Annotated in this window: 5 protein-coding genes (1 of these 5 only partly in view); all 5 read right to left on the reverse strand. The window is 75.5% G+C overall.

The window, feature by feature from the left end:
• Tightly spaced (each overlapping or abutting the next), the 5 genes in view from DER29_RS31865 to DER29_RS31885 form a layout consistent with a single transcriptional unit that may run on beyond the window.
• Positions 1-696: a hypothetical protein gene (locus tag DER29_RS31865; protein WP_199729635.1), complete on the reverse strand. Its 696-nt coding sequence runs from the start codon at positions 694-696 to the stop codon at positions 1-3.
• Complete coding sequence (locus tag DER29_RS31870) at positions 659-1735, reverse strand: GSCFA domain-containing protein (protein ID WP_121401316.1); 1077 nt, start codon at positions 1733-1735, stop codon at positions 659-661. The genes DER29_RS31865 and DER29_RS31870 overlap by 38 nt, the downstream gene beginning before the upstream one ends.
• Positions 1732-11232, reverse strand: a complete 9501-nt coding sequence (locus DER29_RS31875; protein ID WP_121401317.1) for a non-ribosomal peptide synthetase — start codon at positions 11230-11232, stop codon at positions 1732-1734. Before DER29_RS31875 ends, DER29_RS31870 begins: the two co-directional genes overlap by 4 nt.
• Positions 11232-15290: a non-ribosomal peptide synthetase gene (locus tag DER29_RS31880; protein ID WP_121401318.1), complete on the reverse strand. Its 4059-nt coding sequence runs from the start codon at positions 15288-15290 to the stop codon at positions 11232-11234. Before DER29_RS31880 ends, DER29_RS31875 begins: the two co-directional genes overlap by 1 nt.
• A protein-coding gene (locus DER29_RS31885; protein ID WP_158619128.1) for a non-ribosomal peptide synthetase crosses the window boundary here: on the reverse strand, positions 15287-21566 show its 3' portion. The gene runs 7319 nt beyond the window's last position; 6280 of the gene's 13599 nt are visible here — the last part of the coding sequence; its start codon lies beyond the right edge, outside the window; the stop codon is at positions 15287-15289. Before DER29_RS31885 ends, DER29_RS31880 begins: the two co-directional genes overlap by 4 nt.

Raw genomic sequence — 21566 nt, forward strand, 5'->3', positions numbered from 1 at the left:
TCACAGGCCCCGGGCCAGCAGGTCGGCCACGATCAGCCGGCCGAAGGCGAGGTTGCCGTGGATCGGGTCGTCCGGCTCGCAGAACGCGGCCCGCTGCCGGCCCGTGCCGTCGGTGACCCGGGCCCGCAGGTCCACGATCTCCACGCCGAGCGCGACGAGCGCGCGGCGGATCGTCTCCTGGGCCGCCATGAACACCAGCGGGTCGGACATCCCCGGCACCCGCTGCGGCGGCAGCACCGCGAGCACACGCAGCCCCAGGTCGAGGGCGTGGCGGTGGAAGGCCAGGGCGTCGCGGGCCATGGCGCGCACGATGTCGTCGAAGAGCCCGCCGGAGAGGAAACCCGCCGGGAAGGCGCCGTCGCCCGCCCGGTAGATCCGCCAGTTCTCGGTGGTGGCGAAGAAGTGGGCGCTGAGCCCGAACGTCAAGACCAGCGGAACGGCGAGCTGCCCGATGTGGGTCACGCCCAGCTCGGCCAGGAAGCCGCGGTGGCGTTCCTGCACGGCGGCGTCCCGGAACACCAGGCCGTCGTCGCGGACGTCGAAGAAGCCGACGTTGAAGTCGCGCCCCGAGCCGACCGGCCCGCCGACGAAGGGCACCCCGGCCGCCGTGGCCGCGCGGGCGATCGGCCCGGCGTGCGAGTCGCCCAGCAGCAGGAACCTAACGGGCGCGGTAGTGGTCGAGGACGGCGTCGTCACAGTAGAGCTCACCTCCGTCGGCGGCGTCGGCGATGTCGACGCGACGGTCCGACGCCGTCGCGGTCGGCGGTGTCGGCCCGGTTCCCTCGCGTCGCCGTTCGAGGGCGTCGAAGAAGTGGCGCATGACGAAGGCCACCCCCGCCGGCGTCACCGCGCGCAGGTTCGGCGCGAAGAACACCCCCCGGAACGGGAAACCGGTGATCAGCTCGTACGAGGGGAAGTAGTCGACGTGGTCGTGTTCCTGGGCGAGCTGGCCAGCCGCGGCCCGCAGCACCGACTTGGAGTACGTGGTGGCGGTCAGCGCGTGCGCCCCGGTGGCGGTCGCGGTGAGCGGCACCGGCGACACGGTCAGCAGGACGGTCAGCCGGGGGTTGGCGGCGCGCAGCAGCGCGACGACGGCGGAGAGGTCCCGGTGCACCTCGGCGACAGTGAAGTTGTGGAAGACGTGCCGCCCGGGGTCGAAGGTGCCCCGGACGGTGCCCGGGCAGACCGGGTGGACGGTGCCGGTGACCACGTCCCGCCAGGCCTCGGTCAGCCCGAGGGTGAAGATGAGACAACCCGCCTCGGCGATCGCCCCCCGCATCGCCGCCAGGGTGGACCGGCGGGCGGCCAGGGCCGCCTCCGCCGAGTCGTACCCGTCGGGTTCGACCGACGGGCGGTACGGGTCGAAGAACCGGTCACCCTCGCGCCAGACCTCGTCGGGCCCGGTGTCGTCGGCCAGCGCCCAGGTCAGCCACTGTCGCAGGGTGGCGGCGGTGTAGATGGTGCCGGTGCGGAAGGAGAACGCGCCGTAGTGGCGGGCCCGCCGCTCGGCCTCGGTCAGCCCCGGCGGGGGCAGCTCGACCTCACGCCAGTTCATCCCCTCGTCGAGCAGGGCGGGACCGAGGTGGCGGGCGAAGCAGGAGCCGGCGGTGAGGACCGCGTCGTCCGGGTCGAGGCCGAACTTCGGCGTCCACACCTCACCGATGGCCAGCATCTCCGGCTCGGCCACGGCCGTGCGCCAGAACGACCGCGACGGCAACGACTGGTACGGGTTCATCGCGCCGCCCTCGGGTCGGTGGCCGGCTCCGCCTCGTTGATGGCCTCGGCCACCGCCGCCACGTGTGGGGCACCGACGATGCCGTAGTGGCTGGTGTCGACGAGGTGCCAGGCGAGCCCGGTCAGGTGCGTCCGCCACTTCCGGGCCTGCTCCTGCGGTGGACCGAGCGCCGGCAGGCCGGCCGTCGGGCGGCCCGCGAGCCAGAGCCGCCCGGGCGTCCCGGCCAGCCGGGGCAGGGTGTGCTGCGCCATACTCGCCAGGTTGGCCCGGCAGCAGCGCGCCAGCGCGTCCGCGTACGCCGTCGCCGCGGTGTTCGCGCCGGTCGCCGCCCCCAGTTCGTGGGCGAAGAGCGCGGCGAGCCGTTCCTCGTCGTACGCCCGGAAGGCCGGCGCGGCGTCCGGCGGCGGCGGGTCGAGCAGGTAGAGCTCGTCCGCCGGCTGGCCGGCCGCCTCGGCCTCCGCCGCCATCCCGAGCGCCACCCAGGCGCCGAACGACCACCCGGCGAGCCGCCAGCGCCACTCGTCCCGGGGGAAGCGGTCCCGCAGCGCGGCGTGGTAGCGCGCGGCCCGCTCCGCGAGCGACCAGGCCGGCTGCCCGGGGCGTACCAGCGCGGGATCGGCGATGACGCAGACCGTGAGCTCCGGGTCGAGCGCCGACACCAGCGACCGGTACGCCTGGACGTCGCCGCCGACCGGATGGACCAGGCAGAGCACCGCACGCCCCCGACCCGCCTGCCAGACCTCCACCGCCACGGCGGGCTCGGCGGCCTCGGCGGCGTGGACCGGCTCGCCGAGGAGCCCCAGCACCTCGGCCAGGCTCACCCGGTGGCTCAGCTGGGACAGGCCGAGGCTCACGCCGAAGTGCTCCTTGACCCGGTCGATCAGGTCCAGCAGCAGCAGCGAGTCGGCCCCCAGGTCGTAGAGGGACGCGGCCGGGTCGAGCCGGTCGGTGCCCAGCCAGTCGCAGAGCCAATCGCCGACCTGGTCGGCCGCCGACCGGGGCAGCACGGTCGGCGTCGCGACCTGCGGGCCGGCCGGTGGCGCGTAGAACTCCCGCGCCCGGTCCAGCGCGGTGGTGCAGACGAGCAGGTGCGGCAGCCGCAGCCGCAGGGCCTGGGCGAAGAGCCGGCGTCCCTCGTTGACGGAGAGGCCGACCGCCAGGTGCGCCCGGTGCCGGGCGTCGGTGGGCAGGGCGTCCCGGGCCAGGCCCACCTCGTTCCAGACGTCCCAGCCGACGGAGATCCGCAGCGTGGTGCCGGCCCCGGTCGCCCGGTGCCGGGCGAAGCCGTCCAGCAGCCCGTTGGTGGCGGCGTAGTCGAGCTGGCCGACGCCGCCGAGCTGCGCCGACATGGACGAGCAGTAGACGACGAACGCCGGCCGGTGGTGCGCGACCAGCCGCTCCACGAGCAGCGCGCCGTGCGCCCTGCCGGCCGTGGCCCGCCGCATCGCGGCCGCGTCCCGCCGGCCGATCAGCCCGCCGGCCGCGATTCCCGCGGCGTGGACCACCCCGTCGACCCGTCGGGTCCGGTCGTCGAGCCGGGCCAGCAACTCGTCGGGACCGGTCTCGGCCAGGTCGACCTCGACGAGGTCGACGCGATCGGCCCACGGCGCCAGCACGACCGGCAACGGCCCGCGCCGCGCGAGCAGGATCACCCGGCAGTCGCCCTGTTCCAACAGCCAGGCGGCGATGCTCCGCCCGATGCCGCCGGTGCCGCCCAGGACCACGTACACGGCCGGTCCGGCGGGCAGCGGACCCGTGGCCGTCGCGGCCGGCGGGCGGACCGGCAGCAGCGCCTGCTCCCACCAGTAGCTGCCGCGCAGCGCGAGTCGTCGGGGTGGCGGTGTCTCCTCCGTCAGCAGCGCCGCGAGCGCCGGCGCCCAGTCGGCCGGATCGGGGCCCGGCAGGTCCACCCAGTGGCTCTCGACGTCGCCCTCCTGGGGTGCGACCTCGCAGACCCCGGCGAGCAGGCCCAGCTCCGGCCGGCGTACGTCGTCGTCCACGGGTTGCGCCTGGTGCGACAGCCACCAGGCCCGCAGCCGGGACCGGCCGGGTAGCGCGGCGACGGCTGCCAGCAGCGCCGCCGGGGTGTCGACGCAGGCCCGGTACGAGTGGGCGAGCGCGTCCGCGTCGACCGGTCCGTCGACGGCCAACGGCAGCGCGTGGAGCCAGTCGACGCCGCTGCGCCCGGGGCCGGCCGGGGAGGCGGCACCGGTCAGCGCGTCGAGCAGCCGGCCCAGCGACTCGGGATCGCCCGGGTCGACCTGGTAGCTGTCCGGTCCGAGCCGGGCGAAGCCGTCGGCGGCGGTGACGGCCACCACCCGGGTGTGGGACACCGCGAAGGCGCGGAGCGCGGCCGGCGACGGCGGTTCCGCGGCCATGACCACGAGCGTCTCCGGGCGGCGGGCCCCGGGGTCGACTTCCGCGTGCCGCCAGCGCACCCAGTGCGGCTGGTGCAGCCACTCGGCCTCGGGCAGCCGCGCCGGCCACGGCTGATCGGCCGGCACGGCCCCGGCGGGCGGTGCCGCCCCGGCGGGCGGTGCCACCTCGACGGACGGTGCCACCTCGACGGACGGTGCCGCCCCGGTTGATGCCGCTCCGGTAGGCAGGGGCGACCCGGGCGGGGGTGTCGGCCCCGCCTTCGGGGCGCGGGGGAACTCGTGGTCGGCGAGCGCGAACGCCGGCGGGGGGAAGTCCCAGGGCGGCTGCGCCGGCCCGGCCGGCCACCGGATCGGCCGCCCGGCCAGCCAGGCGGCGACGAGGTCGGCCGCCGGCGGCGTACCGGCCGGGCCGGTGACCGCGACGGGCGTCGCCTCGACGGGGGTGACCTCGACGGCGGTCGCGGTGCGCAGCCAGGCCACGGCGGCGGCCACGTCGCCGCAGACGGCCGCCGCCCGCCACCGACCCGGCGTGCGGCCGGCCTGGAGGTGACGCAGCACCCGGTGGTAGGCCTCGGGCCGGGCCGCCAGGTAGTCGGCGATGCGGGCGGCGTCGGCGCGCAAACCGGCCGCGCTGCCGCTTGCCAGCAGCATCACCGGTACGCCGGCACCCGGTGGCGCGGCCGAGTCGGTGCCGCGCCCCGCCCGCCGGCGCTGGTCGACCGGGGCCCCGACCGGCTCGACCGCCTCGCAGACCAGATGGGCGTTGGTGCCGCCGATGCCGAAGCTGCTCACCGCCGCCACGCGCGGCCGGTCGACGGGCCAGGGCCGGGCCTTCGTGGGGACGTAGAACGGGGCCGGATCGGGGCCGAGCCGTGGATTGAGGCGACGGAAGTCGACGTTCGGCGGGATCAGCCCGTGGTGCACGGCCAGCACGGCGCGCACGAGGCCGACCACCCCGGCCGCCGCGCCGAGGTGACCGATCTGGCTCTTCACCGAGGCCAGCGCGATGCGGTCGGGCTCGGCCAGGTCGAACGCCTGGCGTAGCGCCGCCACCTCCACCGGATCGCCCAGTTCCGTCCCGGTGCCGTGCGCCTCCACGTAGCCCAGGTCGCCGCCGGCCCGTCCACTGCGACGCAGCGCGGTACGGATGACCTCGCGCTGGCCGGCGACCGACGGTGCGGCGTAGCCGACCTTCTCCGCGCCGTCGTTGTTGACGGCCGATCCGGTGATCACCGCGTAGACGGTGTCGCCGTCGCGCCGGGCCAGCCGCAGGGGCTTGAGCACGACCACACCCACCCCGCTGGCGCCGACGGTGCCGCCGGCGTCGTCGCTGAACGGCCGGCAGTGCCCGTCCGGGGAGAAGATGTGCTGCGGCTGGTATCGGTAGCCGGCGCTCAGCAACGGATCCACCAGCACGCCACCGACCAGCATCACGTCGCTGTCGCCCTGACGCAGTAGCCCGGCCGCGACGTGGACCGCCACCAGCGAGCTCGCGCAGGCCGCCTGCACGGTGAAGGCCGGACCGGTCAGGCGCAGGTGGTAGGCGACCTTCGTGGCCAGGAAGTCCTTCTCGTGGTGCAGCGCCAACTGGAAGGAGTCCGGCAGCCGCGCCGGATCGGCCTCGCGCAGCATCGTCTGGAAGTAGGTGTTCTCGCCGCAGCTGGCGAGCAGGCCGACCCGTCGCCCGGCGGGGTCGGCGATGCCGGCGTGGGCCAACGCCTCGACACAGCTCATCAGCAGGTGCCGCTGCTGCGGATCCATCAGCCGCGCCTCCTGCCGGCTGATGCCGAAGTGCCCCGGGTCGAAGCCGAGCACCCCGGCCAGTTGGCTGCGGGCGCCGACCAGGCCGTCGGCGGCGTCGAAGTGCTCGATGCCCCGGTCGCCCGCCTCCACCATCGCCCAGAAGGCGGCCAGGTCGGTCGCGCCGGGCAGCCGGACGGCCATCCCGACCACGGCGACCGGCTCGTCCGTCGGGCCCTGAGCAGCCTCGTCCCGCCCGGTCGCCGCGACCCCGGCCGCCCGCCGCGCCGTCGCGGTGGCCGGTGGTGAGGGATCGGTGGCCGGTGACGCGGTCTCGGTCGTCCGGGCTGCCGTGTCGGCGGCTGGTGACGCCACCTCCGCCGGTTCGTCCGGCGTCGCCGGGCCGGCGGTGGCCCGCTGTCCGGTGAGGAACCGGGCGAGGCGGCGGATGGTGACGTGCTCGAAGAGGTCGGGGATACTCAGCGGCAGCCCCTCGGCGGCGCAGCGCAGGTGGAAGCGCATGAGGTCGAGGCTGCCCGCGCCGTGGTCGAAGAAGCGCCGGTCGGGCCCGATCGGTGTCCCGACGACCTCCTCGAAGAGCCCGGCCAGCCGTGCCTCCAGGGCCGACATGACCGGCGCCGGCGCGGCGGCGCCCGGCCGCAGCTCCTCGCCCGGTGCGGTCAACGCGCGACGGCGGTCCAGCTTCCCACTGGCGGTACGCGGCAGCTCCGCCAGCCGCCGGAACCGGTCCACCCGCACGTACGCGGGCAGGAGCCCCGCCAGATGAGCGGTCAGCTCCTCCGGGGACGGTGGGTCGGCCCGCGACTCCAGACAGGCGACCAGGTGCGGGTCGTCGCGGACCACCACGGCGTTGACGACCGCCGGGTGCGTCAGCAGGGCCGCCTCCACCTGGCCCAGCTCCAACCGGTGCCCGCTGACCTTCACCTGCTGGTCGTCGCGACCCAGGTAGTGCAGCAGACCGTCCCGGTCGAACCGGGCCTGGTCGCCGCTGCGGAAGAACCAGCCGTGGCCGGGCAGCTCGACGAAGCGGGCCCGGTCGAGCGCCGGATCGTCCAGGTAGCAGGGCGCCACCAGCTCCCCGCCGATCAGCAGCTGCCCGGGGCAGTCCGGCGGCACCACCTCGTCGGCGGAGTCCACCACCCGCAGCCAGGTGTTGGCGACCGGGCGGCCGATGGCCGGGCGGGCCGGCCAGGTGGCCGGGTCGCCGTCGAGGCAGAGGCTGCTGACCACGTGGGTCTCGGTCGGGCCGTAGTGGTTGAACAGGCGCGCGCCGGGCAGCCCGGCGAACCAGCGGCGGATGCTGTCGGTGCAGATCAGCTGTTCGCCGGCGGTGACGACCTCCCGCAGCCGCGACGGGTACCGGCCGAGGCGTACGCCGTGCTCGGCCAGGAGTTGCAGGGCGACGTACGGCAGGAAGATCCGCTCGATGCCGGCGGCGTCGAGGTGTGCCAGCAGCGCCGGCATGTCCTGCCGCCACCCGGGCCGGGGCAGGTGCAGGGTGCCGCCGCCGCAGAGCGTGCCGAAGATCTCCTGGAAGGAGACGTCGAAGGAGAGCATGGAGAACTGCAGGGTCGCCGCCGCGCCCGCCAGGCCGCCGGCCTCGCTCTGCCAGCGCAGGAGGTTGACCAGCAGGGCGTCGCCGACCTGGACCCCCTTGGGTGTGCCGGTCGAGCCCGAGGTGAAGAGCGTGTACAGCGGGCGGCCGGCGTACGACGGCGCGACGGGCCTGGTCGAGGAGGACAGGACCACCGGGTGCCGGGGGTGACCGCTCTCGTCGATCACGTCGAGGGCGGGCTCGTCGCCGGGCGCCAGCAGCACGCAGAGCGGGTCGACCTGGCCCAGCACCTGACGCAGCAGCGCCGGCGGATAGGCCCGGTCGAGCGGCACGACCGTCAGGTTGAGCCGGGCCGCCGCCAGCAGCGCCACCACGTGCTCCACCGACGGCTCGAAGAACAGGGCGACGCGGTGCCGGTCGCCGGCCGACACCTGATGGAGCCGCGCCAGTTCGGCGGCGAGCGCCGAGGCGTACGCGTCGAGGTCGGCGTAGCTGAGTCGGCGGTCGCCGGCGACGAGCGCGGTCGCGGCCGGCTCCGCCCGTACCTGCCGGGCGAAGGCCTCGGCCACGGTGGGGAGGGCCACCCGGGTACGCCGGCCCCGGCCGGGCTCGGGCAGGCCGCTGCGGTAGGGCCGCACCAGCTCGGCCAGGGTGCTCGTGCCGGCGCCGGTCAACGCGTCGAGGCCGCGCCGGAACAGGTCGGCGGCCGCAGCCACGTCGGCGGCGTCGAAGTGGTCGTCGGCGTACTCCCAGAGGCAGTCGAAGCCGGACCCGTGCTCGACGACCGAGAGGGTGAGCGGGCACTTGGCCTCGGTCGGCGCCAGCCAGACCGGGCGGGACGCGCAGCCGGGCAGCGCCAGCGTGGAGAAGTCGGTGTTGTCGAGGACGAAGAGGAAGTCGAACAGCGGCGCGTCGGCGCCGAAGTCGTGGTCGGCGACGGCGTGCGCGAGCGCCACGTCCTGGGCGTCGAGCACCGCGCGTACGGCGGTGGCCTGTCGCCGCAGTTGCGCCCGCAGCTCCTCCCGGGGTGCCAGCGCCAGGGGGAGCAGCACGGTGTTGGCGAACATGCCGACGCTGGCCTCGAAGTCGCCCACGGGCCGGTTCGCCACCGGGCTGGCGACGCGCGGATGGGTGCGGCCGGTCACCCCGTACACGGCCCAGCCGAAGAGCGTCAGCAGCAGCGGGAAGCGGGTCAGTCCCAGCTCGGCGCCGAGCCGGTCGAGGGCGGCGCGGCCTTCCGCGTCGATCGTCGTGCGCAGCAGGTGGTCCCCGGTGCCGCCGCGCTGCCGGATCGGCCGCAGCGGCGCGGCGACCTCCGCCACGTCGGCGTAGTGGCCGCGCAGGGCGTCGCGCTGCGCCCGGTAGGCCGGCTGGGCGAACCAGTCGGCCTGCCACCGGGCGTAGTCCAGCGGGGTCGGGGCGGGCTCGTCCTCGTCCTCGGTCACCGTCGTGCCGGCCAGCGCCGCCGCGTACGCGGCTGACAGCCCACGGAACAGCACGTCGAGTGACCAGCCGTCGACCGCGATGTGGTGCAGGTGCAGCAGCAGCACCCCGCCGCCGTCGCGGGCCAGCCAGTACGCCCGCAGCATGCGCGGCTGCCCGAGGTCGAAGGGGGCGGCGAAGAGGGCGCGGGCGCGCTCGCGCCACCCGTCCGCGTCGCCGTCGTCGCCCCCGGTGGGCTCGCGCCACGGGTCGTAGGGCTCGCCCACCTCCTGGCGCAGGCCCTCCGGCGTGGCCCGGAAGGCGGTCCGCAGCGCCGGGTGTCGCGCCACCACCCGGCGCAGCGCCTGCCGCAGCGCGCCGACGTCGACCCGGCCGCGCAGCTCGAAGGCGAGCCCCACGTGGTAGGCGGTGGACGCCAGCGAGCGTTGCTGCAACAGCCAGAGCCGCTGCTGCTCCGAGGTGGCCGGCGCGGACCGGGCACCGGCCGGGGCAGCCGGCACCGGGTACGGCGAACCGGTCGCGGTGCGGGCCGCCGCGACCGCCGCGGCCAGCGCGGCGAGGTCGCCGCCCAGCACCACCGCCTGCGGCACCTCGGCGCCCCAGCGCCGCTGGATCTCGAAGCGCAGCCGCAGCGCCTTCAGCGAATCCCCGCCGCTGGCGATCCACCGGTCGTCCGGTCGCAGGTCGGCCACGCCCAGCACCGCGCCGGCCAGCCCGAGCACCGCCCGCTGCCACGCCGCGCCGGCCGCGTCGGCAGGTCCGCCGTCGCGCTCGTCGCGTGGGTGCGGGTCGTCGTGCCCTTCGCGTGTGTCGCGTGGGTGCGGGTCGTCGTGCCCTTCGCGCCAGGGCGGGTCGTCGCGCCGCAGCAGCGCGTCGGAGTCCACCTTGCCGTTCGCGGTCAGCGGCAGCGCCCCGACGCGGTGGACCCGGTGCGGGCGCAGATACGGCGGCAGGGCCGCGGCCAGGTGCCGGTCGAACTCCGCGAACGACAGGTCGGCGGCCGTCACCAGGTACGCCAGCAGCTCGTTCGTCCCGTGCACCGGGTCCCGCCGGGTGCACACGTACGCCTGCCGGACCCCTGGGTGGGCGAGGATCTGCCGCTCCACCTCGCCGGGCTCGACCCGGAAGCCGCGGACCTTGACCTGCCGGTCGACCCGACCGACGTACTCGACGCGACCGGCGGCGTCGGCGCGCACGAGGTCGCCGGTGCGGTAGTGGCGGCCGGCGGAGCCGTCCAGCCAGGGCAGCCGGACGAAGCGCGCGGCGGTCTCCTCGGGCAGGTTGCGGTAGCCGGCCGCCAGCGCCGCGCCGCCGAGGTACAGCTCGGCGACCTCGCCCGGCGCGGCGAGGCGGTCGCCGTCGACCACCAGGTGTGCGTCGGTGCCCGGCAGCACCCGGCCGATCGGCACCACCTCCGCGTCGAAGTCGCGGGGGACCGGATGGCACAGGGCGAACGTGGTCGCCTCGGTGGGCCCGTAGACGTTGTGCAGCCGGGTGCGGCTGGCGGGGTTGTCGCGGTACCAGCGGCGGATCAGCCGCGCGTTGAGCTGCTCGCCGCCGACCAGCACCTGGCCGACGTCGGCGAAGCAGTGCGGCAGCTCGTCGACCACCGCGTTGAACAGCGCCACCGTGATGAAGAGCGTGTCGATCCGCTCCCGGCGCAGCGCGGCGTCGAGCAGGTGCGGCGTCGCCACCGTCTCGTCGTCGAGCACGACGCAGCAGCCGCCGGTCAGCAGCGGTACCCAGACCTCGAAGCTGATCGCGTCGAACGCCGGGTTGGCGAGGCTCGCGTAGCGGGCCGCCGGGGTCAGGGCGACGTAGCCGGGGTGGGCCAGCCGCAGGACGCCCGCGTCGCGCACCTCCACGCCCTTGGGACGGCCCGTGGTGCCCGAGGTGTAGAAGACGAACGCGACCGGCGCGGGCGCGACCTCCGGCGTCGGCTGCCCGTCCGCGTCGGGCGGGGCGTCCGCCGCGAGCAGCGCCGCCACCGGCAGCGGCCGGACCCCGTCGGGAAGCCCGCCGGGCACGTCCGGGCCGTGGACCACCGCCACGGCGCCCGAGTCGCGCAGCATGTGCCCCCGGCGCGCGGGCGGGCTCTGCCGGTCCAGCGGCACCACGGTCGCGCCGAGCCGCAGAATGCCGAGCATGACGCAGACCAGCCGCCAGCCGCGCGGCAGCTGCACCGCGACGGCCTCACCCGGGCGGGTTCCGGCCCGGCGCAGGGACCGGGCGACGGCGGCGCTGGCGGCGTCCAGGTCCGCGTAGCTGAGGCGCCGGTCGCCGTCGACCACCGCGACCGCGTCGGGGGTACGGCGGGCCTGGGCGAGCACGGCGTGGGCGAGACCGGGACCGGGGACCATCACGCCTCCCGTACGGCCGGCGTCGTCGGACGGGCGTCGGAGATCCGGTCCATCTCGGCGCGCAGCAGCGCGGCGACCCGCAGCACCACCGCGCTCTCCAAGATGTCCCAGTGGTCGCAGTGCACCTGATCCAGCAGGAAGTCGGCGTCGCCGCGTCGCCGCCAGAAGGCGCGCACCTCGCGCAGGAAGGCCTCGTCCCGCCCGGCGGTGGCCTGCAACAGCACCAGCCGGGCCGGCGACGCGGGGGTCGGGTAGTCGCGCATGGTCGACCGGTTGTGGTTGTAGACGCGGTGGTACTGGTCGATCTGCGCGTCGTCGATGCCCGGGTACATGCCGTTGAACTTGATGAGCTTGTCGCGGAACTCGGCCATGTCCACCGGCTCGATCGCGCCCCGGTGGGCCGGGTCGTCGGTGCCCAGGGTGTCCAGCAGCACCACGCTCAGCCCGGGATGCCCGGCGAGGGCCAGCCGGCGTCCCATCTCGTACGCGACCAGCCCGCCGTAGGAGAGCCCGGTGAGCACCACCGGCCCGTCCAGCAGGTGCGCGACCTGCCCCAGGTACGCCTCGGCCATCGCCTCGACCGTGGGCAGGAACTCCTCGCCCGGGTTCACCCCCGGGGACTGGATGCCGTACACGCCGAGGGACTCCGGCAGCGCCTTGGCCAGCGACAGGTAGCAGAACGCGGTGCCGCCGGCCGGGTGCACGCAGATGACCCGTCCGGCGCCGTCGCCCGGCCGGAACTCGATCAGGTTGCTGGGTGGCCGGCCCGACGCGCCACGCCGCAGCCGGCCGCCGAGCGCCTCGATCGTCGGGTGCAGCATGATCTCGTGGACCGGTAGCGGTTCGCCGAACGCCTCGCCGATCGCGTGGGCCAGCTTGATCGCCGAGATCGAGGTGCCGCCCACGTCGAAGAACCGGTCGTTGATGCCGATCTCCGGGTGCAGCAGCAGGCGCTTCCAGATCTGGTAGAGGGTCAGCTCGATCTGGTCGCGCGGGCTGGCCAGGTTGACCTGCCAGGGCGCGGCGGTACGGGCCAGCCGCAGCACCTCGTCCCGGTCGAGCTTGCCGTTGGTGGTCAGCGGCAGCCGCGGCAGCTCCACGAAGAGCGACGGGATCATGTAGCCGGGCAACCGCCGCGACAGCGCCTCACGCCACTCGCTGACCAGCAACGGCGGCGCCCCGCCCCGGGCGACCCCGGCGACCAGCCTCGGCTCGCCGGCGGCGTCGGAGTCGACGAGCACTGCCGCCTCGCGTACGTCCGGCCGGTCCCGCAGCGCGGCCTCGATCTCGCCCAGCTCGATGCGGAAGCCGCGGATCTTGACCTGGCCGTCGCGGCGGCCGAGGTACTCGATGTTCCCGTCGGGCAGGAGACGCGCCAGGTCGCCGGTGCGGTAGAGCCGTTCCCCCGCCACGAACGGGTCGGGGACGAACCGCTCGGCGGTCGCCCCCGGCCGGCCCAGGTAGCCGCGGGCCACACCGGCGCCACCGATGTGGATCTCGCCGGTGACCCCGACCGGCACCGGCTCCAGCCGCTCGTCGAGCAGGTGGACTCGGGTGTTGGCCACCGGCCGGCCGATCGGGCACCGCCGGGCCGACGGCTGCGGGTCGAGGTAGGCGGTGCTGTAGACGGTGGTCTCGGTCGGCCCGTACCCGTTGAGGACCCGCAGCCCGGGCAGGGCCTCCTGCATGCGGTGCAGGCCCTGTTCCGGCAGCGGTTCGACCCCGACCAGCAGTTGGCGCAGCGACAACCCGGCCAGGCGGGCCGCCGGGTCCTCGTCGATCCACCGGACGAAGGCCGGCGGCAGGTAGGCCTGCACGACGCGGTGCTCGCGCAGCCAGCCCGTCAGCGCCACCGGGTCGCCGCGCAACTCCTCGGGTACGAGGTGCAGGGCCCCGCCGGTGGTCAGCGGCAGGAAGATCTCCTGCACCGAGACGTCGAAGCCGACGCTCGACCAGAGCGCCGCCGCCTCCCCCTCGGCGGCGCCGAGCCGCGACACCCAGTTCTCGAGCAGGTTCACGACGCCGCCGTGGGCGACCGCGACGCCCTTGGGGCGGCCCGTCGAGCCCGACGTGTAGATCACGTAGGCCAGGTTGGCGGGGTGCACGACGACGCCGGGCGGGCCGTCGTAACGCCCCTCGGCCTCGACGGCGGCCAGGTCACCCTCGCCGAGCACCAGCGCCGGCGCGGCGTCGGCGACCATGCCGGCGAGCCGCTCCGGCGGCAGGGCCGGGTCCAGCGGCAGGTAGGCGGCCCCGGCCTTGAGCACGCCCAGGATGGCGACGATCAGCCCGGCCGAGCGCGGCGCGTGCAGGCCGACCACCTGGTCGGGGCGGACGCCCCGGGCGATCAGCGCGTGCCCCAGGCGGTTGGCCCGCCGCTCCAGCGTGGCGTAGTCGAGCCGCTCGTCGCCGTCGGCCACGGCGAGCCGGCCGGGGTGCCGCCGCGCCTGCGCCGCGATCCGCCGCACCACGTCCGCCGGCCCGGTGAGCGGTCGCGCGGTGCGGTTCCACTCGACCAGCAGGCGGTGCCGTTCGTCCGGGCCGAGCAGCCGCAGCGCGCCGACCTGGGCCGCCGGATCGGCCGCCACCTGACCGAGCAGGCGGACGAAGTGCCCGGCCAGCCGGGCGATCGTCGCGGCGTCGAACAGGTCGGTGTTGTACTCGAAGAGGACGTGCAGCTCGTCGGCGTGCTCCATCACCTCGACCGACAGGTCGAACTTGGCCGCGCCGGTGCTGCTCGACAGGGGCCGCAGCACCAGGCCGGGCAGCTCCAGCCGGCCGCGCGGGATGTTCTGGAGCACCAGCATCACCTGGAACAGCGGCGAGTAGCTGGTGTGCCGTTCCGGGTTGAGCGCGTCCACGAGCTGCTCGAACGGCAGGTCGGGATGGGCGTACGCGTCGAGCAGGTGCCGGCGGACGTCGGCCAGCAGCGCCGCGAAGGGCTGCTCCGGGTCCAGCCGGTTGCGGATCACCACCGTGTTCACGAAGTGGCCGATCAGGCCCTCCACGTCGCGGTGGTTGCGGTTGGCGAACGGGGTGCCGACGCAGACGTCGTCCTGCCCGCTGTAGCGCCACAGCAGCACCGACAGGGTGGCCATGAGCGTCATGAAGAGCGTCGCGTCGCCGGCCCGGCCGACGTCGCGCAGCCCGCGGAGCACCGCTGCGTCCACCGTCGTGGCGTGGGTCTCGCCCCGGTAGCGCTGCACCGCCGGCCGGGGCCGGTCGGTCGGCAGGGCCAGCAGCGCGGGCGCACCGGCCAGCGTCCGCGTCCAGTAGCCGAGCTGGCGCTCCAGCTCGCCGCCGCCGAGGTGCCGGCGCTGCCACAGTGTGTAGTCCGGGTACTGCACGGGCAGCTCGGCCAGCGCGGCGGCCTCGCCCCGCGCGTACGCGTCGTAGAGCGCGGCGACCTCGCCGATCAGGATGCCGACGGACCAGCCGTCGGCCACCATGTGGTGCACGGTGAGCAGCCAGCGGTGCGCGTCGGGGGCCAGCCGGAGCAGGCGGCTGCGGACCAGCGGGCCGGCGGCCAGGTCGAACGGCGCCCGCGCCTCGGCCTCGGCGGCCTCGTCGGCGCGGCGGGACCGCTGCGGGTGGGGGAGCGCGGTGAGGTCCGTGACCGGCAGGGCGACCGGCCCGGCCGGCCGCACCACCTGGCAGGGCTCCTCGTCGACCAGGGCGAAGACGGTACGCAGCGCCTCGTGCCGGCGCACCACCTCGGTCAGGGCGCGGGCCAGCGCCGGCACGTCCAGGGCGCCCACGACGTCGAACGCCACCGGGTTGTTGTAGAAGGGGTTGCCGGGGGAGAGCTGGTCGAGGAACCAGAGCTGCCGTTGGGCGAACGCGACCGGCACCGGCGCCTCCGGTCGCGGCCGGCGGGGGATCGTGTCCGCGTCGGCGCCGGTCAGGATCGCGATCAGCTCTTCCTTGTGGAGCTTGAGGTCGGCCAGCAGGTCGGGCGTGAGGACCTCGCGGGAACCGGTGAGGCGCAGGCGGTCGCCGTCGACGCGCAGTCCCACCGCGTGCCGGTTGAGCGTGTCGAGCAGCTCGAAGGCGTTCACAGTTCCACCGTGATCGTGTCGGTGGTCGCGGCGTCGGGCCCGGGCGGCTCCGTCCCGGGCCGGTCGCCGCCGAGCAGCGCGTAGACCAGCCGGTGGGAGGGTTCCAGGTCGAACAGGGCGGCCAGCTCCGCCGTGTCCAGCGCGCCGATCCCGCACAGGCCGAGACCGTGGTCGGGGGCGGCCATCGTCAGCAGCTGGGCCATGGCGCCCGCCTCGATGGCGGTGAAGGTCGCGCTCTGCTCCTGGTACAGCGGCTCGATGGCCGCGCGCTGCGCGACCAGGAAGAGCGCGAACGCGGCGGCCTCGAAGACCGGCCGGTTGACGAAGTAGTCGAAGGCGTCCGGGCTCAGCTCGCGGTCGCGGCCGAGCGCCAGCAGCCGGTGCGCCGCCGGGTCGTGGTAGTACGCCCCGCCCGGCACCCCGTCGACCCGCCCCGCCCGGACCAGGACGTACGTCTGCACGGCGTAGGTGCCGCCGGCCGAGCCGTACTGGAACTTGGCTCGGCCGTCGACCTCCCGCTCGCGCAGGGCGGCCAGCAGCCGGCCGAGCGCCTCGACCGGCACCGGGTCCGCGTCGAAGCGGCGCACCGAGCGGTAGTCGGTGTAGCGCCGCTCGTACGCCGGGTCGGCCGGCGCGGCCAGCGCGACCGCCGGGGTGCCGGGCGCGAAGCCGCGACGGCCCCGCCCGTCCGCCGTGAACGCGGCGCGCGCGGCCGGGTCCTCGACCACCGTGGCGGCCCGCTGCGCGGTCGCGACGACGGCCCGCTCGGCGGTGTGCTCGCGGAACATCCGCAGCAGGTCGGCGAGGGTCGGTTGGCGCATCAGCCGGGCCAGCTTCGGCCGGAAGCCCAACGCCCCGGAGAGGGCGTTGGTGATCCGGACGATGTCGATCGAGGTGGCGCCGAGCAGCAGCAGGTTGGCGTCGGGCGCGACGACGGGCAGGTCGAGGATCTCGGCGACGATCTCCACCAGCCGGTTCTCGGCCGGGTCGGTGAGCACCGGCGCCTCGACGACGGTCTCCGGCGACGGTTTCGGGTCGGGGAGCTGGCCGCGGTCGACCTTGCCGTTGGCCGACAGCGGCAGTGCGTCGAGGACGGTGAACGACGCCGGCACCATGTACGCCGGCAGCCGCCGTTCCAGGTACGCGACCAGGGCGGCCGGGTCCGGCGCGGGACCGTCCGGCACCACGTACGCGGCCAGCCGCTTCTCGCCCTGCGCGTGGCCGAGCAGCCGCAGCGCGGCGGCGCGTACCTGCGGGTGGCCCTCCAACGCCGCCTCGATCTCACCCAGCTCGATCCGGTAGCCGTGCACCTTGACCTGGCCGTCCTCGCGACCGAGGAACTCGATCGTCCCGTCCGGGCGCAGCCGGCCCAGGTCACCGGTGCGGTAGAGCCGCTCGCCGGTGACCGGGTGCACGACGAAGCTGGCCGCCGTCGCCGCCTCGTCCCGCCAGTAGCCCAGGGCCAGCCCGGCGCCACTGATCCAGAGGTCGCCGGTGGCCCAGGTGGGCCGGGGGCGCAGGGCGTCGTCCAGCACGTGGACCCCCTGGTGGTCCAGCGCGCGGCCGTAGGGGATGCTGCGCCAGGCCGGATCGACCTCGTCGACCGGGTGGTGGATGGACCAGATCGACGCCTCGGTGGCACCACCGAGGCTCTCGACCCGGATCCCGGGCAGCGCCTTGCGCAGCCGGTCGGGGAGGGTGAGCGGGATCCAGTCCCCGGAGAGCATGGCCAGCCGCAGCGACGCCGGCAGCGGATGGCCGGCGTCGGCGTCGTCGAGCAGCATGCCGGCCAGCGCCGGCACCGAGTTCCACACGCTGACCCGGTGGGCGTGGGACACGTCCCGCCAGTGGGCGGGATCGCGGGCCAGCTCCGGGTCGAGCGTCACGACCGCCGCGCCGACCGCGAGGGTGCCGAAGATGTCGAAGACGGAGAGGTCGAAGCTGAGCGCGCTGACGGCCAGGACCCGGTCGGCCGGCCCGACGCCGAAGCGCGCGGTGACGTCGAGGAGCGTGTTCACCGCACCGCGATGGTCGATCGTCACCCCCTTCGGCGTGCCGGTGGACCCGGACGTGTAGATCACGTACGCGACGTCGGTCTCCGCCAGGTCGACCGGCCGCAGCGCCGGCCCGCCCGCGCCGACGGTGGTCGCGTCCACCACCAGGCGCGCGACGCCCTCGGGCAGGGCCACCCGGTCCGATTCCACCAGGACCAGCCCCGCCCCGGCCCGCTGGAGCACCCGGGCCACCCGCTCGGCCGGCCAGTCGGGGTCGAGCGGCAGGTACGCGCCCCCGGCGTGCAGGACCGCGAGGGTGGCGACGACCTGCTTCCAGCCCCGGTCGAGCAGCACCGCGACGAGCTGGCCGGGCCGGACGCCGTGGTCCTGGAGTCGCCCGGCCAGCCGCCGCGCCTCGACGCGCACCGTCGCGTGGTCCAGCCGCCGGTCGGGAGCGAGCACCGCGGGCGCGGCGGGGGTCGCCAGCGCCTGCCGGTCGACCAGCTCGTGCAGGAGCCCACGACCGGCCGGCGGGGCCTGTGGCACCGGCGGGGCGAGCGGCCCGTCCACCGTGGTGTACCAGGCGTCCGGCTCCTCCAGCCGCCCGAGCAGCGTCCGGTACGCCGCGAACATCTCGGCGACCAGGCCGGCGGGGAAGAGCTCGTCGATGCTGTCCCAGTTCACGTGCAGCCGCCCACCGGCCTCCAGGACCGTGTGGTCGATCCACACCTGCGGGGTCTGGGTGATGCCGTGCAGCACCTCACCGCCGAGCGCCGCCGCGAGGCCGCTGTCGCCGACGTCGGGCGCCGCCTCGGCCAGCGTGCTGTTGAACACGACCGGCAGGGCCGCGTGGCGGGTGCCCCGGGCGCGGGCGAGTTCGCGGTTGACCCGTACGCCGCTGACCGCCGAGTGGTCGATGTCCTGCCAGAGCTGCTCCTGCACCGTACGGGCGCGGGTCACGAAGTCGACCCCGGCCGCCACGTCGACCTCCAGCAGCACCAGCGAGGTGAAGTCGCCGATCACCGCGTTGATGCCGGGATGCAGCGGCAGGCGGTTGAACAGCGGCAGGCTCAGCGTGAACCGCGACTGGCGGCTCCACCGGGCCAGCACCTGCGCGAACGCGGTCACCAGCAGCACCGACGGGGTCACCCCGTGCCGGCCGGCGACCGCCTTCAGCCGGCTCCACCGCTCCGCCGGCACCACCTCGTCGTAGCGGGTGAAGCGCGGCCGTTCGACGCTCTCCGGCTGCCGCTCCAGCGGTAGCTGCGGCGCGGGGGCCAGCGTGCCGACCCGCTCCCGCCAGTAGTCGAGGGCCCGCGCGTAGCGCGGCGTGTGCCGCAGGGCCCGCTCGGCCAGGACGTAGTCGCGGAAGGTCACCGCGAGCGGCGGCAGGTCGACGTCCGGGTCGGCGTAGAGCAGCGCCAGCTCGTGTTCCAGGATCTGCCCGCTGGCCGCGTCGAGGATCAGCGCGTCGAGGCTGACGTGCAGCCGCACCTCGCCGTCGAGCAGCGTCACCGCGAACTCGAACAGCGGCCAGCGGCCGGCGTCGAACACCTGGTGGGACATCCGCTCCCGGGTCTCGCCCAGCCGGCGCTCGGCGGTCTCCGCGTCGAGCCCGCGCAGGTCCTGCCGGGCCATCGCGTAGCGCGGCACGCTCGGCAGGACCCGCTGGACGCCGTCGTGGAAGACCGCGCGGAGCATGTCGTGGCGGTCGATCAGCCGGTGCAGCGCGCGGGTGAAGCGCTCCTCGTCGAAGTCGCGCAGCCGCAGTTCGCTGTAGCCGTGCGCGCCGACGCCGCCGAGTTCGATGGTGGACCCGCGGCCCACCCAGTAGGCCTCCTGGATGTCGGTGAGCGGGAACGGCTCGTGCCGGCCGGCGGGGTCTTCGACGAGCGGCGGGAGGGCGTCGGCGGCGGGGGAGCCGGCACCCGCCAGCTCGGCCGCCAGGTCGGCCAGGACCGGCTTCTGGAAGAGGGTACGCAGCGACAGCCGCGCCGACATCCGCTCGTTGATCGCGTGGACGAGCCGGGTCGCCAGCAGCGAGTGGCCGCCCAGCGCGAAGAAGTCGTCGTGCGCGCCGACCCGGTCGCGGCGCAGCACCTCGGCCCAGATGGCGGCCATCCGGGCCTCCCGGTCGTCGCGCGGCGCGACGTAGGCGGTGGCGACGTCGGCCTGCTCCGGCGCGCGCAGGGCCCGCCGGTCCAGCTTGCCGTTGGCGGTCAGCGGCAGCCGGTCCAGCACCACCCAGCGGGTCGGCACCAGGTGCTCGGGCAGTCGGCGCCGCAACTGCTCGCGGGCCGCCTCGGCGGTGACGTCGCCGACGAGGTAGCCGACCAGGTGCGGGTCGCCGGGGGTGTCCTCGCGCAGCAGGACGGCCGCCTCGCGGACGCCCGAAACGTGCCGCAGGGCGCTCTCCACCTCGCCCGGCTCGACCCGGAACCCGCGCACCTTGACCTGGTCGTCGGCCCGCCCGACGAACTCGACGGTCCCGTCGGCCCGGCGGCGGACCAGGTCGCCGCTGCGGTACATCCGCTCGCCGGGCCCGGCGAACGGATCCGGCAGGAACCGCGCCGCGGTCGCCGCCGGCCGGTTGAGGTAGCCGCGCGCCAGGCTGGCTCCGCCGATGTAGAGCTCGCCGAGCACGCCGGCCGGCACCGGCTCGCACCGCTCGTCGAGCACGTAGAGCCGGGCGTTGGCGATCGGCCGGCCGATCGGCGGCAGCGCCGGCCAGTCGGCCGCCGCCGCGGTGGCCAGCGCGAACTGGCTGACCACGTGGGTCTCGGTCGGGCCGTACTGGTTGTAGAGGTACCGGCCGCCCAGCCCGGCCACCAGGGCACGGACGTCGTCGTTGACCCGCAGCGCCTCGCCGGCGGTGACGATCTCGCAGCCGGGCGCGAGCGGGGGAACGGCCCCGGTGAGACCGGCCAGCTGGTGCAGCACGGCCGCCGGCAGGAACGCCCGCCGGACGCCCTGCTCGGCGAGGACGTGACGCAGCTGACCGAGGTCGCGGCCGCGCTCCTCGCCGATCAGCACCAGCGTGCCGCCCTGGCAGAGGGTGCTCCAGATCTCCTGCGCGGAGACGTCGAAGCCGATCGACGCGAACTGGAGCACCCGTTCCGGGGCCGGGCTGCCCGGGGCGGCGTAGCGGAGCTGCCAGTCGATCAGGTTGTCCAGGCACCGCCAGGTCTGCGCCACGCCCTTGGGTTGGCCGGTGGAGCCGGAGGTGTGGATGACGTAGGCGAGGTGGTCGGGTCGGGTGCCGGGGTCGGGGTCGGTGGTGGGGCGGTCGGCCCAGCGGTGTGCGTCGGCGTCGAGGTCGACGAGGGGCGCGGTGGTCAGGCCGTCGAGGGTGGTGCGGGTCGCGGCGTGGGTGAGGACGGCGACCGGGGCGCCGTCGGCCAGCAGGTGGGCCAGGCGCTCGGCGGGGTGGGCCGGGTCCAGGGGAAGGTACGCGCCGCCGGCCCTGGCGACGGCCAGCAGCGCGACGATCAGCTCCGGCGACCTGCGCAGGCAGACCGCGACGAGGGTGTCGGGTCCGACGCCGTGCTCGCGCAGGTGGTGGGCCAGCCGGTTGGCGCGCGCGTCGAGGTCGCGGTAGCTGAGCGACGCTCCCTCGAACGTCACGGCCACCGCGTCGGGGGCCGCGGCGACCCGCTGCGCGAAGCGGTCGACGACGCCCCGCTCCACCGGGGACGGCTCGGCCTGGCGCAGCGCCTGCTCCCGTTCCCGCTCGTCGAGCAGGGTCAGCTGGTCGATGGGCTGGTCGGGGTGTGCGACGAGTTGGGTGAGGACGTGGCGCAGGTAGCGGATGTGCCGCTGGGCGGTGGCGGTGTCGAACAGGGCGGTGGCGTACTCCAGGCTGCCCGTGATGTGGCCGTCGTGCTCGGCGAGCGCGAGCGTGAGGTCGAACTTGGCCGTGGTGTGGGGCGGCGGCAGGGCGGTGACCCGCAGGCCCGGGAGGGTCAGCTCGCCGTCGTCGGTGTTCTGCCAGGCGAACATGACCTGGAACAGGGGGGTGTGGGCGAGGTTGCGGGTGGGGTTGACGGCTTCGACGACCTGTTCGAAGGGGAGGTCCTGGTGGTCGAGGGTGGTGAGGGTGAGGTCGCGGACGCGGTGTAGGAGTTGGGTGGTGGTGGGGTTGTCGGTGAGGTCGATGCGCAGCGCGAGGGTGTTGACGAAGAAGCCGATGAGGTTTTCGAGTTCGGCGCGGCGGCGGTTGGCGGTGGGGGTGCCGATGATGAGGTCGTGGTGTCCGGAGAGGCGGGACAGAACGATGGCCCAG

The sequence above is a fragment of the Micromonospora sp. M71_S20 genome (genome assembly GCF_003664255.1).
Classification (GTDB): domain Bacteria; phylum Actinomycetota; class Actinomycetes; order Mycobacteriales; family Micromonosporaceae; genus Micromonospora.